Source organism: Hephaestia caeni (assembly GCF_003550065.1).
Taxonomy (GTDB): domain Bacteria; phylum Pseudomonadota; class Alphaproteobacteria; order Sphingomonadales; family Sphingomonadaceae; genus Sphingomonas; species Sphingomonas caeni_A.
The window spans coordinates 354,917-370,421 of the sequence record NZ_QXDC01000002.1; the positions used below are offsets into that span (position 1 = coordinate 354,917).

The 15,505-nt window shown below is 65.4% G+C and carries 14 protein-coding genes; 8 read left to right on the plus strand and 6 right to left on the minus strand.

Translation table 11 applies throughout. From position 1 onward, the window contains the following. Position 1 precedes the first annotated feature (1 nt). Complete coding sequence (trxA, locus tag DFR49_RS01565) at positions 2–325, plus strand: thioredoxin TrxA (protein ID WP_119034287.1); 324 nt, start codon at positions 2–4, stop codon at positions 323–325. Positions 326–557: 232 nt separating this feature from the next. Here trxA and argJ read toward each other — a convergent pair whose 3' ends face one another. After that, positions 558–1,787, minus strand: coding sequence for a bifunctional glutamate N-acetyltransferase/amino-acid acetyltransferase ArgJ (argJ, locus tag DFR49_RS01570; protein WP_119034288.1), 1,230 nt, complete (start codon positions 1,785–1,787; stop codon positions 558–560). Between the two features lie 122 nt (positions 1,788–1,909). Here argJ and DFR49_RS01575 point away from each other — a divergent pair, with 122 nt between their 5' ends. The 3 genes from DFR49_RS01575 to secA all read left to right on the plus strand — a co-directional run bounded on the left by DFR49_RS01575 (position 1,910) and on the right by secA (position 5,553). Then, positions 1,910–2,326 carry an energy transducer TonB gene (locus DFR49_RS01575; protein WP_119034289.1) on the plus strand — a complete coding sequence of 139 codons (417 nt, stop codon included), beginning with the start codon at positions 1,910–1,912 and terminating at the stop codon, positions 2,324–2,326. 98 nt (positions 2,327–2,424) lie between these two features. Continuing rightward, positions 2,425–2,700: a hypothetical protein gene (locus DFR49_RS01580; protein ID WP_119034290.1), complete on the plus strand. Its 276-nt coding sequence runs from the start codon at positions 2,425–2,427 to the stop codon at positions 2,698–2,700. Positions 2,701–2,820: 120 nt separating this feature from the next. Then, complete coding sequence (gene secA / locus DFR49_RS01585; RefSeq protein WP_119034291.1) at positions 2,821–5,553, plus strand: preprotein translocase subunit SecA; 2,733 nt, start codon at positions 2,821–2,823, stop codon at positions 5,551–5,553. Positions 5,554–5,628: 75 nt separating this feature from the next. Here the strand turns inward: secA and DFR49_RS01590 are convergent, their stop codons facing one another. Then, positions 5,629–6,201, minus strand: coding sequence for a CC0125/CC1285 family lipoprotein (locus tag DFR49_RS01590; RefSeq protein WP_119034292.1), 573 nt, complete (start codon positions 6,199–6,201; stop codon positions 5,629–5,631). Between the two features lie 120 nt (positions 6,202–6,321). Beyond that, positions 6,322–8,118 (minus strand): cation:proton antiporter domain-containing protein, encoded by a 1,797-nt coding sequence (locus DFR49_RS01595; RefSeq protein ID WP_119034293.1) that lies wholly within the window; start codon positions 8,116–8,118, stop codon positions 6,322–6,324. Between the two features lie 41 nt (positions 8,119–8,159). Here DFR49_RS01595 and DFR49_RS01600 point away from each other — a divergent pair, with 41 nt between their 5' ends. Further along, positions 8,160–9,368 carry an FAD-dependent oxidoreductase gene (locus DFR49_RS01600; protein ID WP_119034294.1) on the plus strand — a complete coding sequence of 403 codons (1,209 nt, stop codon included), beginning with the start codon at positions 8,160–8,162 and terminating at the stop codon, positions 9,366–9,368. A gap of 6 nt (positions 9,369–9,374) precedes the next feature. Here DFR49_RS01600 and DFR49_RS01605 read toward each other — a convergent pair whose 3' ends face one another. Both DFR49_RS01605 and DFR49_RS01610 read right to left on the minus strand, forming a co-directional pair. After that, on the minus strand, positions 9,375–10,997 hold the full coding sequence (locus tag DFR49_RS01605) for a bifunctional GNAT family N-acetyltransferase/carbon-nitrogen hydrolase family protein (protein ID WP_119034295.1): 1,623 nt from the start codon (positions 10,995–10,997) through the stop codon (positions 9,375–9,377). A gap of 241 nt (positions 10,998–11,238) precedes the next feature. Continuing rightward, positions 11,239–12,465, minus strand: coding sequence for an NADP-dependent isocitrate dehydrogenase (locus tag DFR49_RS01610; RefSeq protein ID WP_119034296.1), 1,227 nt, complete (start codon positions 12,463–12,465; stop codon positions 11,239–11,241). A gap of 126 nt (positions 12,466–12,591) precedes the next feature. Here DFR49_RS01610 and DFR49_RS01615 point away from each other — a divergent pair, with 126 nt between their 5' ends. Both DFR49_RS01615 and DFR49_RS01620 read left to right on the plus strand, forming a co-directional pair. Next, positions 12,592–13,320, plus strand: coding sequence for a phosphatidylserine decarboxylase (locus DFR49_RS01615; protein WP_119034297.1), 729 nt, complete (start codon positions 12,592–12,594; stop codon positions 13,318–13,320). A gap of 13 nt (positions 13,321–13,333) precedes the next feature. After that, a complete protein-coding gene (locus tag DFR49_RS01620) occupies positions 13,334–14,149 on the plus strand; it encodes a CDP-alcohol phosphatidyltransferase family protein (protein WP_245968191.1) in 816 nt (271 codons plus the stop codon). On the opposite strand, the gene DFR49_RS21565 is transcribed toward DFR49_RS01620, so the two are convergent. Next, positions 14,070–14,291: a hypothetical protein gene (locus tag DFR49_RS21565; RefSeq protein ID WP_147373611.1), complete on the minus strand. Its 222-nt coding sequence runs from the start codon at positions 14,289–14,291 to the stop codon at positions 14,070–14,072. The genes DFR49_RS01620 and DFR49_RS21565 overlap by 80 nt on opposite strands. A gap of 248 nt (positions 14,292–14,539) precedes the next feature. Here DFR49_RS21565 and rpsB point away from each other — a divergent pair, with 248 nt between their 5' ends. Continuing rightward, complete coding sequence (gene rpsB, locus DFR49_RS01625; protein WP_119034299.1) at positions 14,540–15,463, plus strand: 30S ribosomal protein S2; 924 nt, start codon at positions 14,540–14,542, stop codon at positions 15,461–15,463. The last annotated feature ends 42 nt before the right edge of the window (positions 15,464–15,505 follow it).

Genomic DNA, 15,505 nt, shown 5'->3' on the forward strand with positions numbered 1-15,505 from the left:
CATGGCCACCAAACAGATCACCGATTCGAGCTTCGAAAGCGACGTCCTCAAGGCCGATGGCCCCGTATTGGTCGATTTCTGGGCCGAATGGTGCGGGCCGTGCAAGATGATCGGGCCGAGCCTCGAGGAGATTTCGGACGAACTCGGTGAGAAGGTGACGATCGCCAAGCTCAACATCGACGACAATCCCGATGCCCCCGGCCGCTACGGCGTGCGCGGCATCCCGACGATGATCCTGTTCAAGGGCGGCGCGCCCGCCGCGACCAAGGTCGGCGCCGAGCCCAAGGGCCGGATCAAGGCGTGGCTCGAAAACGAACTCGCGTAAGCCATAAGACCGTCATGCCGGCGGAGGCCGGCATCTCTTCGTGGCGGGGACCCCAGCCTTCGCTGGGGTGACGGGTTTACTTACTAGAGCCTGATGACTTTACGTCGAGCCGCATCTTAAAACCCGTTCGTGCTGAGCCTGTCGAAGCACCGTTCTATTCTTTGGCCTGTCAAAAGGAGAACGGCCCTTCGACAAGCTCAGGGCGAACGGTTCAATGTAACGTCATCCTATTCTAGCTCCGGTAATCGGCGTTGATCGAGATGTAGCCGTGCGTCAGATCGCACGTCCACATCGTCGCGCGGCCGTCGCCGAGGCCCAGATCGACGCCGATGTCGATTTCCTTGCCCTTGAGGTGCGCGGCGACGGGGGCTTCGTCATAACCCTCGACCGCGAGGCCGTTTTCGGCCACCAGCGTATCGCCAAAGCGGATCGCGAGCTTGTCACGTTCGGCGGGTTCGCCCGCTTTGCCGACCGCCATGACGACGCGGCCCCAATTGGCGTCCTCGCCCGCGATCGCGGTCTTCACCAGCGGCGAATCGGCGATGCTGCGCGCGATACGGTGCGCGCTCTTGTCCGAGGTGGCGCCGGTGATCTCGACGGTGACGAACTTGGTCGCGCCTTCGCCGTCGCGCACCACCAGATGCGCAAGCTGGCGGCACAGATCGCCGAGCGCGGCGGCGAACGCGTCGGCACCCGGATCGTCGACGTGCGAGAGCGGCGCGTTGCCCGCCTTGCCGGTAGCGAAGGCGAGCACGGTGTCGCTGGTCGAGGTGTCGCTGTCGACGGTGATGCATGAGAAGCTGGTGCGGTTGGCGGCATTGAGCGCGGCCTGGAGGAAGTCGGGTTCGACCGCGGCATCGGTGAACACGAAGCCGAGCATCGTCGCCATGTCGGGCGCGATCATCCCCGATCCCTTGACGATTCCGGCGAGTGTCACGGTGCGGCCGTCGACGATCGCGGTGGCGACGGCCGTCTTGATGAAGGTGTCGGTGGTCATGATCGCCGCCGCCGCATCGTTCCAGCCGCACGGTGCGGCGGTGAAGGCCGCGTCGAGCCCGGCCTCGGCCTTGTCGATCGGCAGCGGCACGCCGATTACCCCGGTGGAAGCGACGAACACGTCGGAGGGCTTGCACCCAAGATGCGCGGCGGCGCGCGCGGCGATCGCCTCCACCGCCGCCCGCCCGCGATTGCCGGTGAAGGCGTTCGAATTGCCCGCATTGACGACCAGCGCGCGCGCTTCGCCGAGCGTCAGCGCCGCGCGGCACCATTCGACTTCGGGCGAGGGGCATTTGCTCTGCGTCAGCACGCCCGCGACGTTGGTGCCGGGTTCGAGCGTCACGAAGGTGAGATCGCACCGATCCCACGTCTTGTACCGCGCGCGCGCCACGCGCAGGTCCACGCCCGCGATCGGCGGCAGGTCGGGGAATTGTTGCGGGGCGAGGGGGGAGGGGGTGGTGGGCAAGAGGAACGGGCCTTTCTCGGCTGGCGATGCGCGCCTGTTAGCGTGTCCGCGCCGCCAGGAAAACAGATGCGTCGATCGCCTGCGCAGGTGACAATGCGCGTGCGTGGCGATACTTTACCCCCATGATCGTTCGTGTTCTTGTTCGCCGCGCCTCGCTCGCTATCGGGGCCTTGATGCTTGCGTCGTCGGCGCTCGCGCAATCGACCGCCGATGCGGCCACGCCGTCGCCGATCGGCAACCCTGCCGACTGGTTCCCTGCCGATGCCTATCCGCCGGCGGCGAAGGCGTCGGGTGCCGAAGGGCGGACGGGGTTTGCGGTCAATGTCGACGCCAAGGGTCGCGTGACCTCATGTTCGATCACCGAATCGAGCGGCACGCCACTGCTCGACAGCACGACCTGCGCGCTCGTCGTCATGAACGGCCGCTTCACCCCCGCGCACGATGCCGCGGGCACGGCGGTTGCGGGCGTCTGGAACTCGTCGATGCGCTGGCAGTTGCAGGTCGCGCCACCGAGCGACGACGATCCCCTGCCGCTCTGAGCGGGATGCGGCCGCGCGATTAGGAGTCGACGGGCGCGGCCGCTGATTCTATGGCCGACGCCACCGGGCCGCGCGGCCGCCGATCCGTCAGGAGACACGTGGAACTGTTGCTGATCCTCTATGCGATGCTCGCAGGGCTGACCGGGCTTTCCGGCCAGGGCCCGGCGCGCGCGCAGGTGACGCTGGGCAGCACGACCACGATCGAGGCGGCACAATCCGGCACTGGGCAGGTGGCGGTCGCTCCCGCTATCCGCGCCGCTCGCGCACCGGGTGTGACGCAGGCCATTCCCGACGCGCGCCGCATCGCCAGCGCGGTGCCCGTGATCGCCGCCATCGCCTATGCCCGCGTGATCACCGAGCGCCGGCGCGAATAGCCCGACGCGTTGCGCGCGCTCGCGCCGCACCCATATCGTCTCCGTTCCGCCGACCGTCGCGCCGCCTGACCGGCGTCTCCCGCGTATCGGCTCCCGCACGACAACGAACAGGATTCCGCCATGCTCGGCAGTTTCGCCAAAACCATCTTCGGTTCCTCGAACGATCGCTACGTCAAGTCGCTCAGGTCGACCGTCAACAAGATCAACGCCTTCGAGCCGACCATTTCGGCGATGAGCGAAGATGACCTCAAGCACCAGACGCTTCGTTTCCGCGAGCGGCTCGACGCCGGGGAAAGCCTCGACGACTTGCTGCCCGAGGCCTTCGCGACGGTGCGTGAGGCCGCCAAGCGCGTGCTCGGGCAGCGCCATTACGACGTCCAGATGATCGGCGGCATGGTGCTTCATCGCGGCGAGATCGCCGAGATGCGGACCGGCGAAGGGAAGACGCTGGTGGCGACACTGGCGACCTATCTCAACGCGCTGCCGGGCAAGGGCGTCCATGTCGTCACGGTCAACGACTATCTCGCCAGCCGCGATGCCGAATGGATGGGGCAGGTCTATCGCTATCTCGGGCTGACGGTGGGGACGATCATTCCCAATCTGACCGACCAGCAGCGGCGCGAATCGTATGCCGCCGACATCACTTACGGCACTAACAACGAATTCGGTTTCGATTACCTGCGCGACAACATGAAGTACGAGCGCAGCGCGATGGTGCAACGGCCGTTCAACTTCGCGATCGTCGACGAGGTCGATTCGATCCTGATCGACGAGGCGCGCACGCCGCTGATCATTTCCGGGCCGACCGACGACAAGTCCGAAATGTACATCAAGGTCGATGCGGTGGTGAAGCAGCTCGGCGAAGACGATTACGAAAAGGACGAGAAGCAGAAGACGATCGTCCTGACCGAGGACGGCACCGAGCGCGCCGAGCGGATGCTCGAGGCCGCGGGCGTGCTCATCGGCGCCAATCTCTACGATTTCGAGAACACGCAGGTGGTCCACCACCTCAACCAGTCGCTGCGCGCGAACAAGATGTTCAAGCTCGACACGGACTATATCGTCAAGGACGACAAGGTCGTCATCATCGACGAGTTCACCGGCCGGATGATGGACGGGCGGCGCTGGTCGGACGGGCTGCACCAGGCGGTGGAGGCCAAGGAAGGCGTCAAGATCGAGCCCGAGAACCAGACGATGGCTTCGATCACTTTCCAGAATTACTTCCGCATGTACCCCAAGCTTTCGGGGATGACGGGCACCGCATCGACCGAAGCGGCCGAATTCTTCGACATCTACAAGATGAACGTCGTCACCATCCCGACCAACCTGCCGATCCAGCGGGTGGACGAGGAGGACGAATTCTACAAGAACACCGCCGACAAGTTCGCCGCGATCGCCAAGAAGATCAAATTCCACGCCGAGCGCGGCCAACCGGTACTGGTCGGCACCGTCTCGATCGAGAAATCGGAGCTGCTCGCGGACTTTCTCGAAAAGGAGAGGGTACCGCACAACGTGCTCAACGCGCGCCATCACGAGATGGAGGCGCACATCGTCGCGCAGGCCGGGCGCAAGAGCGCGGTGACGATCGCCACCAACATGGCGGGTCGCGGCACCGACATCCAGCTCGGCGGCAACCTCGAATTCCGCGTCGAGGCCGAACTCGCGGAGATGGAGGAAGGGCCGGAGCGCGACAAGGCGATCGAGCGTATCCGCGAGGAGATCGAGATCGAGAAGCACGAAGTGCTCGCCGCCGGCGGACTGTTCGTGCTCGGCACCGAACGCCACGAGAGCCGCCGCATCGACAACCAGTTGCGCGGCCGCTCGGGCCGCCAGGGCGACCCCGGGCTCAGCCGTTTCTACCTCAGCCTCGACGACGATCTGCTGCGCATCTTCGGGCCGGACACGCTGTTCGCGCGGATGATGCGATCGAACCTCGAGGACGGCGAGGCGATCGGTTCGAAATGGCTCTCCAAGGCGATCGAGACCGCACAGAAGAAGGTCGAGGCGCGCAATTACGACATCCGCAAGCAGGTCGTCGAATATGACGACGTCATGAACGATCAGCGCCGCGTGATCTACGAGCAGCGCGCCGACATCATGGATTCGGACGACGTCACCGAGATCGTCGAGGACATGCGCAACGACACCGTCAACACGATCGTCGCCGATGCGTGCCCGCCGGGCAGCTATCCCGAACAATGGGATATCGAGGGCATGAAGGCGCACTTCGCGGAATTGCTCAACCTCGAGGTGCCGCTCGACGACTGGCTCAAGGAAGATACGGTCGATATCGAGATGATCGAGGAGCGCGTCGGTGCGGAGACGAACGCGATGGTGGCCGAAAAGGCCGCCGGGATCGAGCCCGCGACCTGGACGCAGATCGAAAAATCGATCCTGCTCCAGAATCTCGACCAGCATTGGAAGGACCACCTTGCTACGCTCGATGCGCTGCGCCAGGTCGTCCATCTGCGCGCTTATGCGCAGAAAACGCCGCTCAACGAATATAAGGCCGAGGCGTTCGCGCTGTTCGAGCGGATGCTCTCGAACATCCGCGAGGACGTGACGCGCACGATCGCGCACGCCCAGTTCCAGATGCAGGCCCCGCCGCCGCTGCCCGATCTGCCCGATTTCATCACCAGCCATTTCGACCCGTTCACCGCGAGCGACGACACCGTCGATATCGACGGCGGCACGCTGGGCATGGTGACGACGCAGTTGCCGCCGATGCAGACGGCGCGACCCGACGCGCCGCTGGGATCGGATCCGGCGGCGTGGGAAGGGCGCGTCAGCCGCAACGCGCCGTGCCCGTGCGGATCGGGGCGCAAGTACAAGCATTGCCACGGCGCGCTGTAGCGGGGCGACAACGACGGAAACAAAAAGCCCGCCGGGTGATAAACCGGGCGGGCTTTTCGTTTTCTTGTGATTGGCTTACTTCGGAACCTTGATCGTCGGACCAAGGTTGCTCATCACCTCGTGCGCATCGAAACCGCGCACATTGTCGCGCGGCGGCGGGCCCTTGCCCATCACGATCTCGGCAACCGCTTCGTAGCGATCGACCGTGCGGACATCGACATCGTTGTAGAATGGATCGCCCCAGAACGGATCCCAGCGGCGCCACCCCCAACTGCCGTAGAACCGCCATGACGGCCCCCAGAAACCGTAGGGGCCGGGGCCGAAGGGACGATCGACGTAGGTCCGCGTCTTGCGATCGGTGTTGCGATCGACGAGGATGAAGTGATCGAAGCCCTGCTGGACGGTCAGCTCGGCGGCGCGGAACAGCAGGTAGCGCTCGACCGTCTCGCGTGACGTCAGCGAATTGCCCGAGAAGCTGACCATGTAGCGGTTGCTCTCGATCCGCTGCTCGCTGAAGCCGGTGCGGTTGAAGCCGTAACCGGTGGCGGGCTGGTACGGCGTGGGGCTGGCGCAACCGGCAAGCACCAACGTGCCAGTGCCGATCGCGGCAAGAAGGCGGCCGCGGGCGCGGAAACGGTGGAAATTCATGTTACTCTCCAAAACACTCGACGGGATCGGCGAGCGCTGCCGTTTCCGGCAGAACGAGCCGAATCGCCGTTCCGTTCCGATAGACGGAGTCGTAGCGCGAAAGCCGCCGATCGCCCCAGCTCATATTTCCGAAAGATCCTGGCCGCTGGTCTCAGCCAGCCGCGCGAGGCGCATCCTCGGCTCACGGTCGAGATTGGCCGCTTCCTTGATGATGTGGCGTAATTCGTCGCGCTTGTCATGGATCGAGGCGATCACCGGCCCCATCGCGACGCCGAGTTCCACAAGCACCGCCTCGGACAATTGGAGCGAGCTTTCGACGGTTTCGGGAACGGCGTCGGTGGCGCCGGCGCGATAGAGTTCGGCGGCGTGCGCGGTATCGCGCGCGCGTGCGATGATCGGCAGATGCGGCACCCAGCTCCGCACGCGCCGCGTGAGGCGCACCGACAGCACCGGATCGTCCATCGTCAGGATCAGCGCATCGGCGCGCCCGAGGTTGAGCCGATCGATCAGTTCGGCGCGCGACGCATCGCCGAAGACGACGGGATGGCCGGCACGGCGCGCGGCGCCGGTTGCATCGATATCGGCCTCGACCGCGACATATTTGCGGCCGTGGCGTTCGAGCATGTCGGCGACGATCCGGCCGACGCGGCCGAAGCCGATCACGACCGTGCCGGGGCCTTCAGGATCGCTTGCCACTTCGGGATCCTCGGTGCCCAGCCGCCGTTCGAGCCGCCGTGCCGCATTCTGCCCGACGCGCGCGAGGAGCGGGGTCAGCGTCAGCCCGATCGCCGTCACCGTCTGCCAGAAGGCCGCGGTGGAGGGGAGGATCAACTGTGCTTGCGTGGCGACACCGAGCACGATCAATGTCGTCTCCGACGGGCTCGACATCAGCACCCCGGCTTCGGCCGCGATGCCCGGCCGCGTGCCGGTGAAGCGCAGCAGCCCGAACGTGACCGCGGTCTTGATCGCGACCACGCCAATCACCGCCCCGCCGAGCCCGATCCAATTGGCGGCGACGAGCCTCAGATCGAGGCTCATCCCGACGGTGATCAGGAACACGCCGAGCGCGAGCCCTTTGAACGGCTCGGTCATCACCTCGACTTCGTCACCATATTCTGTCTCGGCGATGATCAGCCCGGCGAGCAGCGCGCCGACGATCGGCGAGAGGCCGACCGCCGCGGTCGCGAGGCTCGCCACGATCACGACGAGCAGCGAGGCGGCAAGGAACAGTTCGGGGCTCTTGGTGCGCGCCGCCTGTGCGAACAGGCGTGGCAGCACGAACCGGCCACCGACGAACATCGCCACCACGGTGATCGCCCCGCGGATCGCAACCCCGGCAATGCCTTCCCAGCCCGTGTCGGTGGCGGTCGGCGCCAGCGCGCCCAGCGCGAAGATGATCGGCACCAGCGCCAGATCCTCGAACAGCAGCATCGAAAAGGCGGCGCGGCCGACCGGGCTGGCGGTGCCCGCCATCGGCAGGATCAGCGCGGTCGACGATAAAGCGAGCGCGAGCCCGAGCCCGATCGCGCCGGGCGTGTTCTGCCCCAGTAGCGCCAGCGCGAGCGCGATCAGCAAGCCCGATCCGAGCAATTCGGCCGCCCCCAGCCCGAACACCAGGTTGCGCATCGCCCACAGCCGCTTGAGCGACAATTCGAGCCCGATCGAGAACAGCAGCAGGATGATGCCGAACTCGGCGAACGGTTCGATTGCCTCGCTGTCGGTAATCGTGATGTAATAGAGCCACGGAACCTGCCCCGCGAAGGAGCCGAGCCCGGCCGGGCCGACAAGGATGCCGACGAGGATGAAACCGATGACCGGGCTGATCTTGAAACGCGCGAACGCCGGAATGACCAGCCCCGCCGCGCCGAGGATCACCAATGCATCGCTGAAACCGTTATTCTCGAGACCAAGCGCCATGCGCGCACTTAACCGGAGGCCGGGGCGTTTGTCAGTGGGTCATGAATAAATTTTCGTGCCAGGTCTGCATCGTCGGCGGCGGGCCGGCGGGGATGATTGCGGGGCTGCTGCTCGCGCGCGCCGGGATCGAGACGATCGTGCTCGAAAAGCACGCCGATTTCCTCCGCGATTTCCGGGGCGACACGATCCATCCCTCGACGCTCCAGCTCTTTCACGAACTCGGGCTGCTCGAACAATTGCTCGAGCGCGATCATGTGAAGCTGCCCGTCATCCACGCGCGTGTCGCCGGCGAGACGATCCCGGTCGCTGATTTCCGCCACCTGCCCGTCGCCGCGCCATACATCGCGCTGATGCCGCAATGGCATTTCCTCGATTTCGTCGCCGAGGCCGCCGCGCGCTATCCCCGCTTCACCTTGCGCCGTGAGGCCGAGGCGGTGGCGACGATCGAGACGGCGGGGCGCACAACCGGGGTCAGGCTCGCAAGCGGCGACGAGGTGCAGGCGCGTCTCGTGATCGCCGCCGACGGCCGCCATTCGGTGCTGCGCGCGCAATCGGGGCTGCCGCAGCGGACGATCGGCGCGCCGATGGACGTGTTCTGGTTCCGCCTGCCCAAGACCGCGGCGCCCGACAATGAAACGATGGGCGTGTTCGAGGCCGGCCGCCTGTTCGTGCTCATCGATCGGCGCGATTACTGGCAATGCGCGTTCGTCTTTCCCAAGGGGCGCGCCGAGGAAATCCGGGCCGAGGGGATCCATGCCTTTCGACGACGGGTCGCGGCGGTCGGCGCCGAAACGGCGGCAGGGGCCGATGCGATCGCGGACTGGGACGACGTCAAGCTGCTGACGGTGAGCGTCGACCGGCTCGAGACATGGCACAAATCGGGGCTGTTGTTCATCGGCGACGCGGCGCATGCGATGTCGCCGATCGGTGGGGTGGGGATCAATCTCGCGATCCAGGATGCGGTCGCCGCCGCCAACATCCTCGCCGGCCCGATGGCGCGAGGCGAGGATATCGCGCCGCTGCTGGCCGGGGTGCAGGCGCGGCGGATGTTGCCGACGCGGCTCACCCAGGGGATGCAGCAGGTGATCCAGAACCGCGTGATCGCGCCGTTGCTCGATGACGATACCGCGTTCGACCGCCCGCCGTGGTTCCTGCGTCTGTTCGCGACGCTGCCGCTGCTGCGGCGCCTGCCCGCGCGGGCGATCGGGCTGGGGTTCCGGCCCGAACACGTGCGCTCGCCGGAAGCATAGGGGGGATCAGCCGCCGCCGGGGCTGTGCGGCCCGCGCGGCGGCGTGCCCTGAACCACGCCGCCCGTGCCGCCTGCACCGGGCGTGCGCTGCTCGAAATCGAGGCGGTAGAGATCGAAGCGGCGATCGGTGAGGTTGCGCACGGTGCCTTCGGTGCGCGCCCAGGTGAGATCGGCGAGATTGACGTCGCTGATCGTCAGCGTCTCGACATTCTCGGTCGCCTCGGCGGCGATGCCGTCGCGCGCGAAGGGGAAATCGCACGGTGTCAGGATACAACTCTGCGCGTATTGGATGTCCATATTGTCGACATTGGGCAGGTTGCCGACATTGCCCGACATGACGACGAAGCACTGGTTCTCGATCGCGCGCGCCTGGCAGCAATAGCGCACGCGCAAATAGCCTTGCCGGCTGTCGGTGCAGAACGGCGTGAACAGGATGCGCGCGCCCTCGTCGACCAGGTGGCGTGCAAGTTCGGGAAACTCGCTGTCGTAGCAGATGAGCACGCCCACCGGCCCGCAATCGGTCTGGATGACGTCGACTTCTTCGCCGCCCTTGATGTTCCACCAATAGCGTTCGTTGGGGGTGGGGTGGATTTTCTCGCGGGCATGGGTCGATCCGTCGCGCAAGCAGACATAAGCGACGTTCTGGATATCGCCGTCGTCGGTGCGCGTCGGGTGCGAGCCGCCGACGATGTTGATATTGTATTCGAGCGCCATCCGGTTGAGTTCCCTGACCAACCGGGGCGTGTGCGCCGTCAGCGCGTCGATCGCCTCCATCGGCGTCAGGTCGCGCTTCTCATATGACAGCAGCGGTAGCGTATAGAGTTCTGGAAAAACGACAAAGTCACAGCGATAATCGGCGGCGACGTCGACGAAATATTCGATGTTGCCGAGGAAATCCTCGAAATCCTTGACCGCACGCGCCTGGAGCTGGACGGTCGCGAGGCGCACGCTCTCGACGTCGCGTGGGAGCGAGTAAACCTTGTCGCTATCGTCGGGGACATAGGGGTTGCGCCACACCATCAGCGCGGCATTGCCCGCCGAGCGCTTGTCCTCCGGCAGATAGCCCTTGAGCACACCGCGGATTTCAAAGCCGTTGCGCAACTGAAAACCGACCACCGGATCGCGCAGCTTGCCCGTGGCGACCGCCTCCAGATAACCATCGGGGCCGTCGACCTTGCGGCGGTTGCGGTGATAGCCCGGCATCCGGCCGCCGATGATGATGCCTTTCAGTTCAAGGCGTTCGGCAAGCGTCTTGCGGGCGTCATAGAGCCGTTGCCCGATCCGCACGCCGCGCACCCTGGGATCGACGCACATCTCATAACCGTAGAGCCACGCGCCGGTGGGATCGTGCCGCGACCCGAAGCCGTTGGCGGTGATCTCCTCCCAATCGTGGGGGACGAGGGCGATATCCTCGTCGACCCGCATCGACGCGCAATAACCGACCACGCGACCGTCATATAGCGCGACGAACTGACCTTCCGGATAATGGTTGATCTGGCCGCGTACCTGGCCGGGGCTGTAGCCCGAAATCCGATCGTAGGCCCGCTCGACCAGATCGATGATGCCGGAGACATCAGCGATCCGGGCGAGACGGACCTCAAGACGTTTGGCGGTCCCGGAGCGGGCCATCAGGGCGACAGTCGGTCAGCGGGAAACATGGTCTCGTCGATCATCCGTACCTCCCTGACGTTGTGCGCCGCTTTTCTTCCGCGGGATACATACAGAACGCCCCGTCACCCCGGACTTGTTCCGGGGTCCAACGTGCCTCAAGCGCTGGCGCTCGGGGAGGGTTGGATGCCGGAACACGTCCGGCATGACGAGGATGAGGTGCAACTTTGACGGGAGAGGCGGGATGATCGCTCTCTCGCCCTCAACCCAGCCCTTGCGCCGACATCGCGGTTTCGAGGTTCGATCGGATCGCCTCGAAGAACTGTTCGGTCGTCATCCACGGCTGATCGGGGCCGATCAGGATCGCGAGATCCTTGGTCATCTGGCCCTTTTCGACCGTCTCGACGCAGACGCGTTCCAGCGTTTCGGCGAATTTGGTCACGTCGGGGGTGCCGTCGAATTTGCCGCGATACTTGAGCCCGCCGGTCCACGCGAAGATCGACGCGATCGGATTGGTCGAGGTCGCCTTGCCCTGTTCGTGCATCCGGTAATGGCGGGTGACGGTGCCGTGCGCCGCCTCAGCCTCGATCGTCTTGCCGTCCGGCGTCATCAGCACCGACGTCATCAGCCCGAGGCTGCCGAACCCTTGCGCGACCTGATCCGATTGGACGTCGCCATCGTAATTCTTGCACGCCCACACGAATTCGCCGTGCCATTTGAGCGCGCTCGCCACCATGTCGTCGATCAGGCGGTGCTGATATTCGATACCGGCTTCGGCGAATTTATCCTTGAACTCGCTGTCGAATATCTCCTGGAACAGATCCTTGAAGCGGCCGTCATAGGCCTTCAGAATCGTGTTCTTGGTCGACAGATAGACGGGCCAGTTGCGGTTGAGGCCGTAATTCATCGAGGCGCGGGCGAAATCGCGGATCGATTCGTCGAGATTGTACATTCCCATCGCGACGCCCGAGGCGGGGAAATCGAACACCTCGTGCTCGATCACCTTGCCGTCCTTGCCTTCGAATTTCATCGTCAGCTTGCCGGCGCCGGGGATCAGGAAATCGGTCGCCTTATACTGGTCGCCGAAGGCATGGCGGCCGACGACGATCGGCTTGGTCCAACCCGGAATCAGCCGCGGCACGTTGTTGATGACGATCGGTTCGCGGAAGATCGTGCCGCCCAGGATGTTGCGGATCGTGCCGTTGGGCGATTTCCACATCTTCTTGAGATGGAATTCCTCGACGCGCGCCTCGTCGGGAGTGATCGTCGCGCACTTCACGCCGACGCCGTATTTCTGGATCGCATGGGCCGAATCGATCGTGATCTGATCGTCGGTCTCGTCGCGCTTCTGGATCGAGAGATCGTAATATTCGAGCCCGATATCGAGATAGGGCTTGATCAGGCGCTCGCGAATCCATTCCCAGATGATCCGCGTCATCTCGTCGCCGTCGATCTCGACGACGGGGGTTTTGACCTTGATCTTCGCCATTGCTGCTCGCTTTCCGTGATGGGGTAGGGATGTGGGCCAAGCCTCTAGGCAGATGGCCGCGGGCGATCAACCTCGGCGCGCCGGAGTCGATTGTGTTGCGGGCGCCGGGCAGCTAGACCGTGCGCCATGTCATCGCTCGACAAACCACCGGTCACGACCACGACGGTGAAATGGCGTTTCCCCGAGGTCCATCCCGAGGGACGCAAATATATCCTGATCGCCGGCGCGATTGCGCTCGTGTCACTGTTCGTCTGGGATTTCGCGACCTGGCCGCTGATCGGCCTCGCGATCTGGGTGGCGGCGTTTTTCCGCGATCCGGTGCGCGTTACGCCGCAGGGCGGCGATCTGATCGTCGCGCCCGCCGACGGGCTGGTCACGATGATCGAACGCGTGCCCGTGCCTGTCGAGATGGCGGGCGAGAACGGGCTGAGCGACGCGAGCCGGGTGCGCGTTTCGATCTTCATGAGCGTGTTCGACGTGCATGTTAACCGCACGCCGATCAGCGGCACGATCCGGCAGGTCGTCTATATCTCGGGCAAGTTCCTCAACGCCGATCTCGACAAGGCGAGCGACGAGAACGAGCGCCAGCATTTCGTCGTCGAAGGCCATAACGGCCGCCGCGTCGGCTTCACCCAGATCGCCGGGCTGGTCGCGCGCCGCATCGTCACCTTCGCCAAGACCGGCGATATCGTCGCGGCGGGGCAGCGGATCGGCCTCATCCGCTTCGGCAGCCGTGTCGACGTCTATCTGCCCGATGATGCGGCGTGCCAGGTCGTGCTCGGGCAGCGCAGCGTCGCCGGCGAGACGGTGCTCGGCCGCGTCGGCGGACAGCCGGCGTCCGGCATCGCCCAGTGACCGACCTCCTGTCGTGAGAGAAAAGCGGCCCAGGTTCCGCCGTGGCCTGCCGCTGCGCGCGGTCGCGCCCAACGCGGTCACCGCGCTTGCCTTGTGCTTCGGGCTCAGCGGCATTCGCTTCGCGGTCGGCAGCGAGTGGGAACGCGCGGTGCTGATGGTGCTCGTCGCGGGCGTGCTCGACGGGCTCGACGGGCGCGTCGCGCGGATGCTCCACGGCGAAAGCAAGTTCGGCGCCGAACTCGATTCGCTGTCCGACGCGATCTCGTTCGGGGTGTCGCCGGCGCTGATCCTGTTCCTGTGGTCGCTGATCGATCTGCCGCGGCTCGGCTGGATGTGCGCACTCGCGCTCGCGGTGCTGTGCGCGCTCCGGCTCGCGCGCTTCAACGCCAATATCGACGTGTCCGAACAACCGCACAAATCGGCCGGATTCCTGACCGGCGTGCCCGCACCCGCGGGCGCCGCGCTGGCGATGCTGCCGATGTATCTGTGGTTCTGGACCGGCGCGCCGATCTTTCGCTCAGCCTATATCGTCGCGCCGTGGGTGGCGTTCGTCGCCGCGCTGATGGTGTCGAGCATCGCCACCTTCTCCTGGGGCTCGCTCAGGCTCCGGGAAAACATTCGCTTCGAGGCGATCGTCGTCGTCGTTCTGCTCGGCGGCGGGTTGATCTCGGCGCCGTGGCACACCGCCACCGCGCTGTGCCTGCTCTATCTACTCGCGATACCGTTCAGCATCGCCAGCTATACGCGCGTCAGGCGGCTTCGCGCATCGGCGCACGTCCTGCCGCCGCGCCCGGCTGATAGCCTCGAGCCACCGCCGCCCGCGGCGTGAACGGCGGCACGACTGCCGGATCGGCCTCGCCGCGCAGCAGCATCGCCATGCGCGGCAGCGCCGGGACGACCGTTTCGGCCAGCACCAGAAGAACCAGCGCCAGCGCGCCAATGAACACCAAAAGCTGCACCATTGCCATCATCGTCCGAACTCCCTGATCGGGGTACGACATCCGCGAAGCTGTTAGCCGAATTGTGGATAACTTGCTCCGCGCCCCTGTCTTGAGCATGTTATGTTCCATATTCGTTCCATATGTCAACGCTTGATTTGATGCGTCGTCTCCGCTAGGGGCGCCGCCTCAACCCGCATGGGAAGCGCACATACCGGTGTCCGGGCCTGTGGCCGATGGATCACTGCTTCCCAGAGGAACAACCGGAAAGGAAAGACCCTATGGCGGCTCCTGTCGTCTCCATGCAGCAATTGCTCGAAACCGGCGCGCACTTCGGTCACCAGACGCACCGCTGGAACCCGAAGATGAAGCCGTATATCTTCGGCGACCGCAACGGCGTTCACATCATCGATCTGTCGCAGACCGTGCCGCTGTTCGCGCGCGCGCTCGATTTCGTCGCCGCGTCGGTGGCATCGGGCGGCAAGGTGCTGTTCGTCGGCACCAAGCGCCAGGCGCAGGACGCGATCGCCGAGAGCGCGCGCAAGGCCGGCCAGCATTTCGTCAACCATCGCTGGCTGGGCGGGATGCTCACCAACTGGAAGACGATCTCGCAGTCGATCAAGCGCATGAAGGCGCTCGACGAGCAGCTTTCGGGCGACACGCAGGGGCTCACCAAGAAGGAAGTCCTCCAGCTCACGCGCGAGCGCGACAAGCTCGAACTGTCGCTGGGCGGCATCCGCGACATGGGCGGCGTGCCCGACGTGATGTTCGTGATCGACGCCAACAAGGAAGAGCTGGCGATCAAGGAAGCCAACACGCTCGGTATTCCGGTCGTCGCGATCCTCGACACCAACGTCTCGCCCGACGGCATCGCGTTCCCGGTGCCCGGCAACGACGACGCGAGCCGTGCGATCCGCCTCTATTGCGAAGCGATCTCGATCGCCGCGACCCGCGGCGGCCAGGACGCGGCGGTGATGAGCGGCAAGGATTTCGGCGCGATGGCCGAGCCGCCCGCCGAGCCGGCGCTCGTGGTTGAAGAAGCGCCCGCGCCGGTCGCCGAGGCGACGCCTGAACCCGCCGCTGAGGAGAAAGCGCCCGAACCCGCGCCGACCCCCGCCGAGCAGGCCAAGGACGAGCCCGAGGCGCCCGCCGCCTCGACCGAGCCCGAGACCGCCGCCGAGGGCGAGCGTCAGCTCGACGCCTGAGCGCGCGCTTCGACACGGCTTCGAACGGCCGTTCGTACTGAG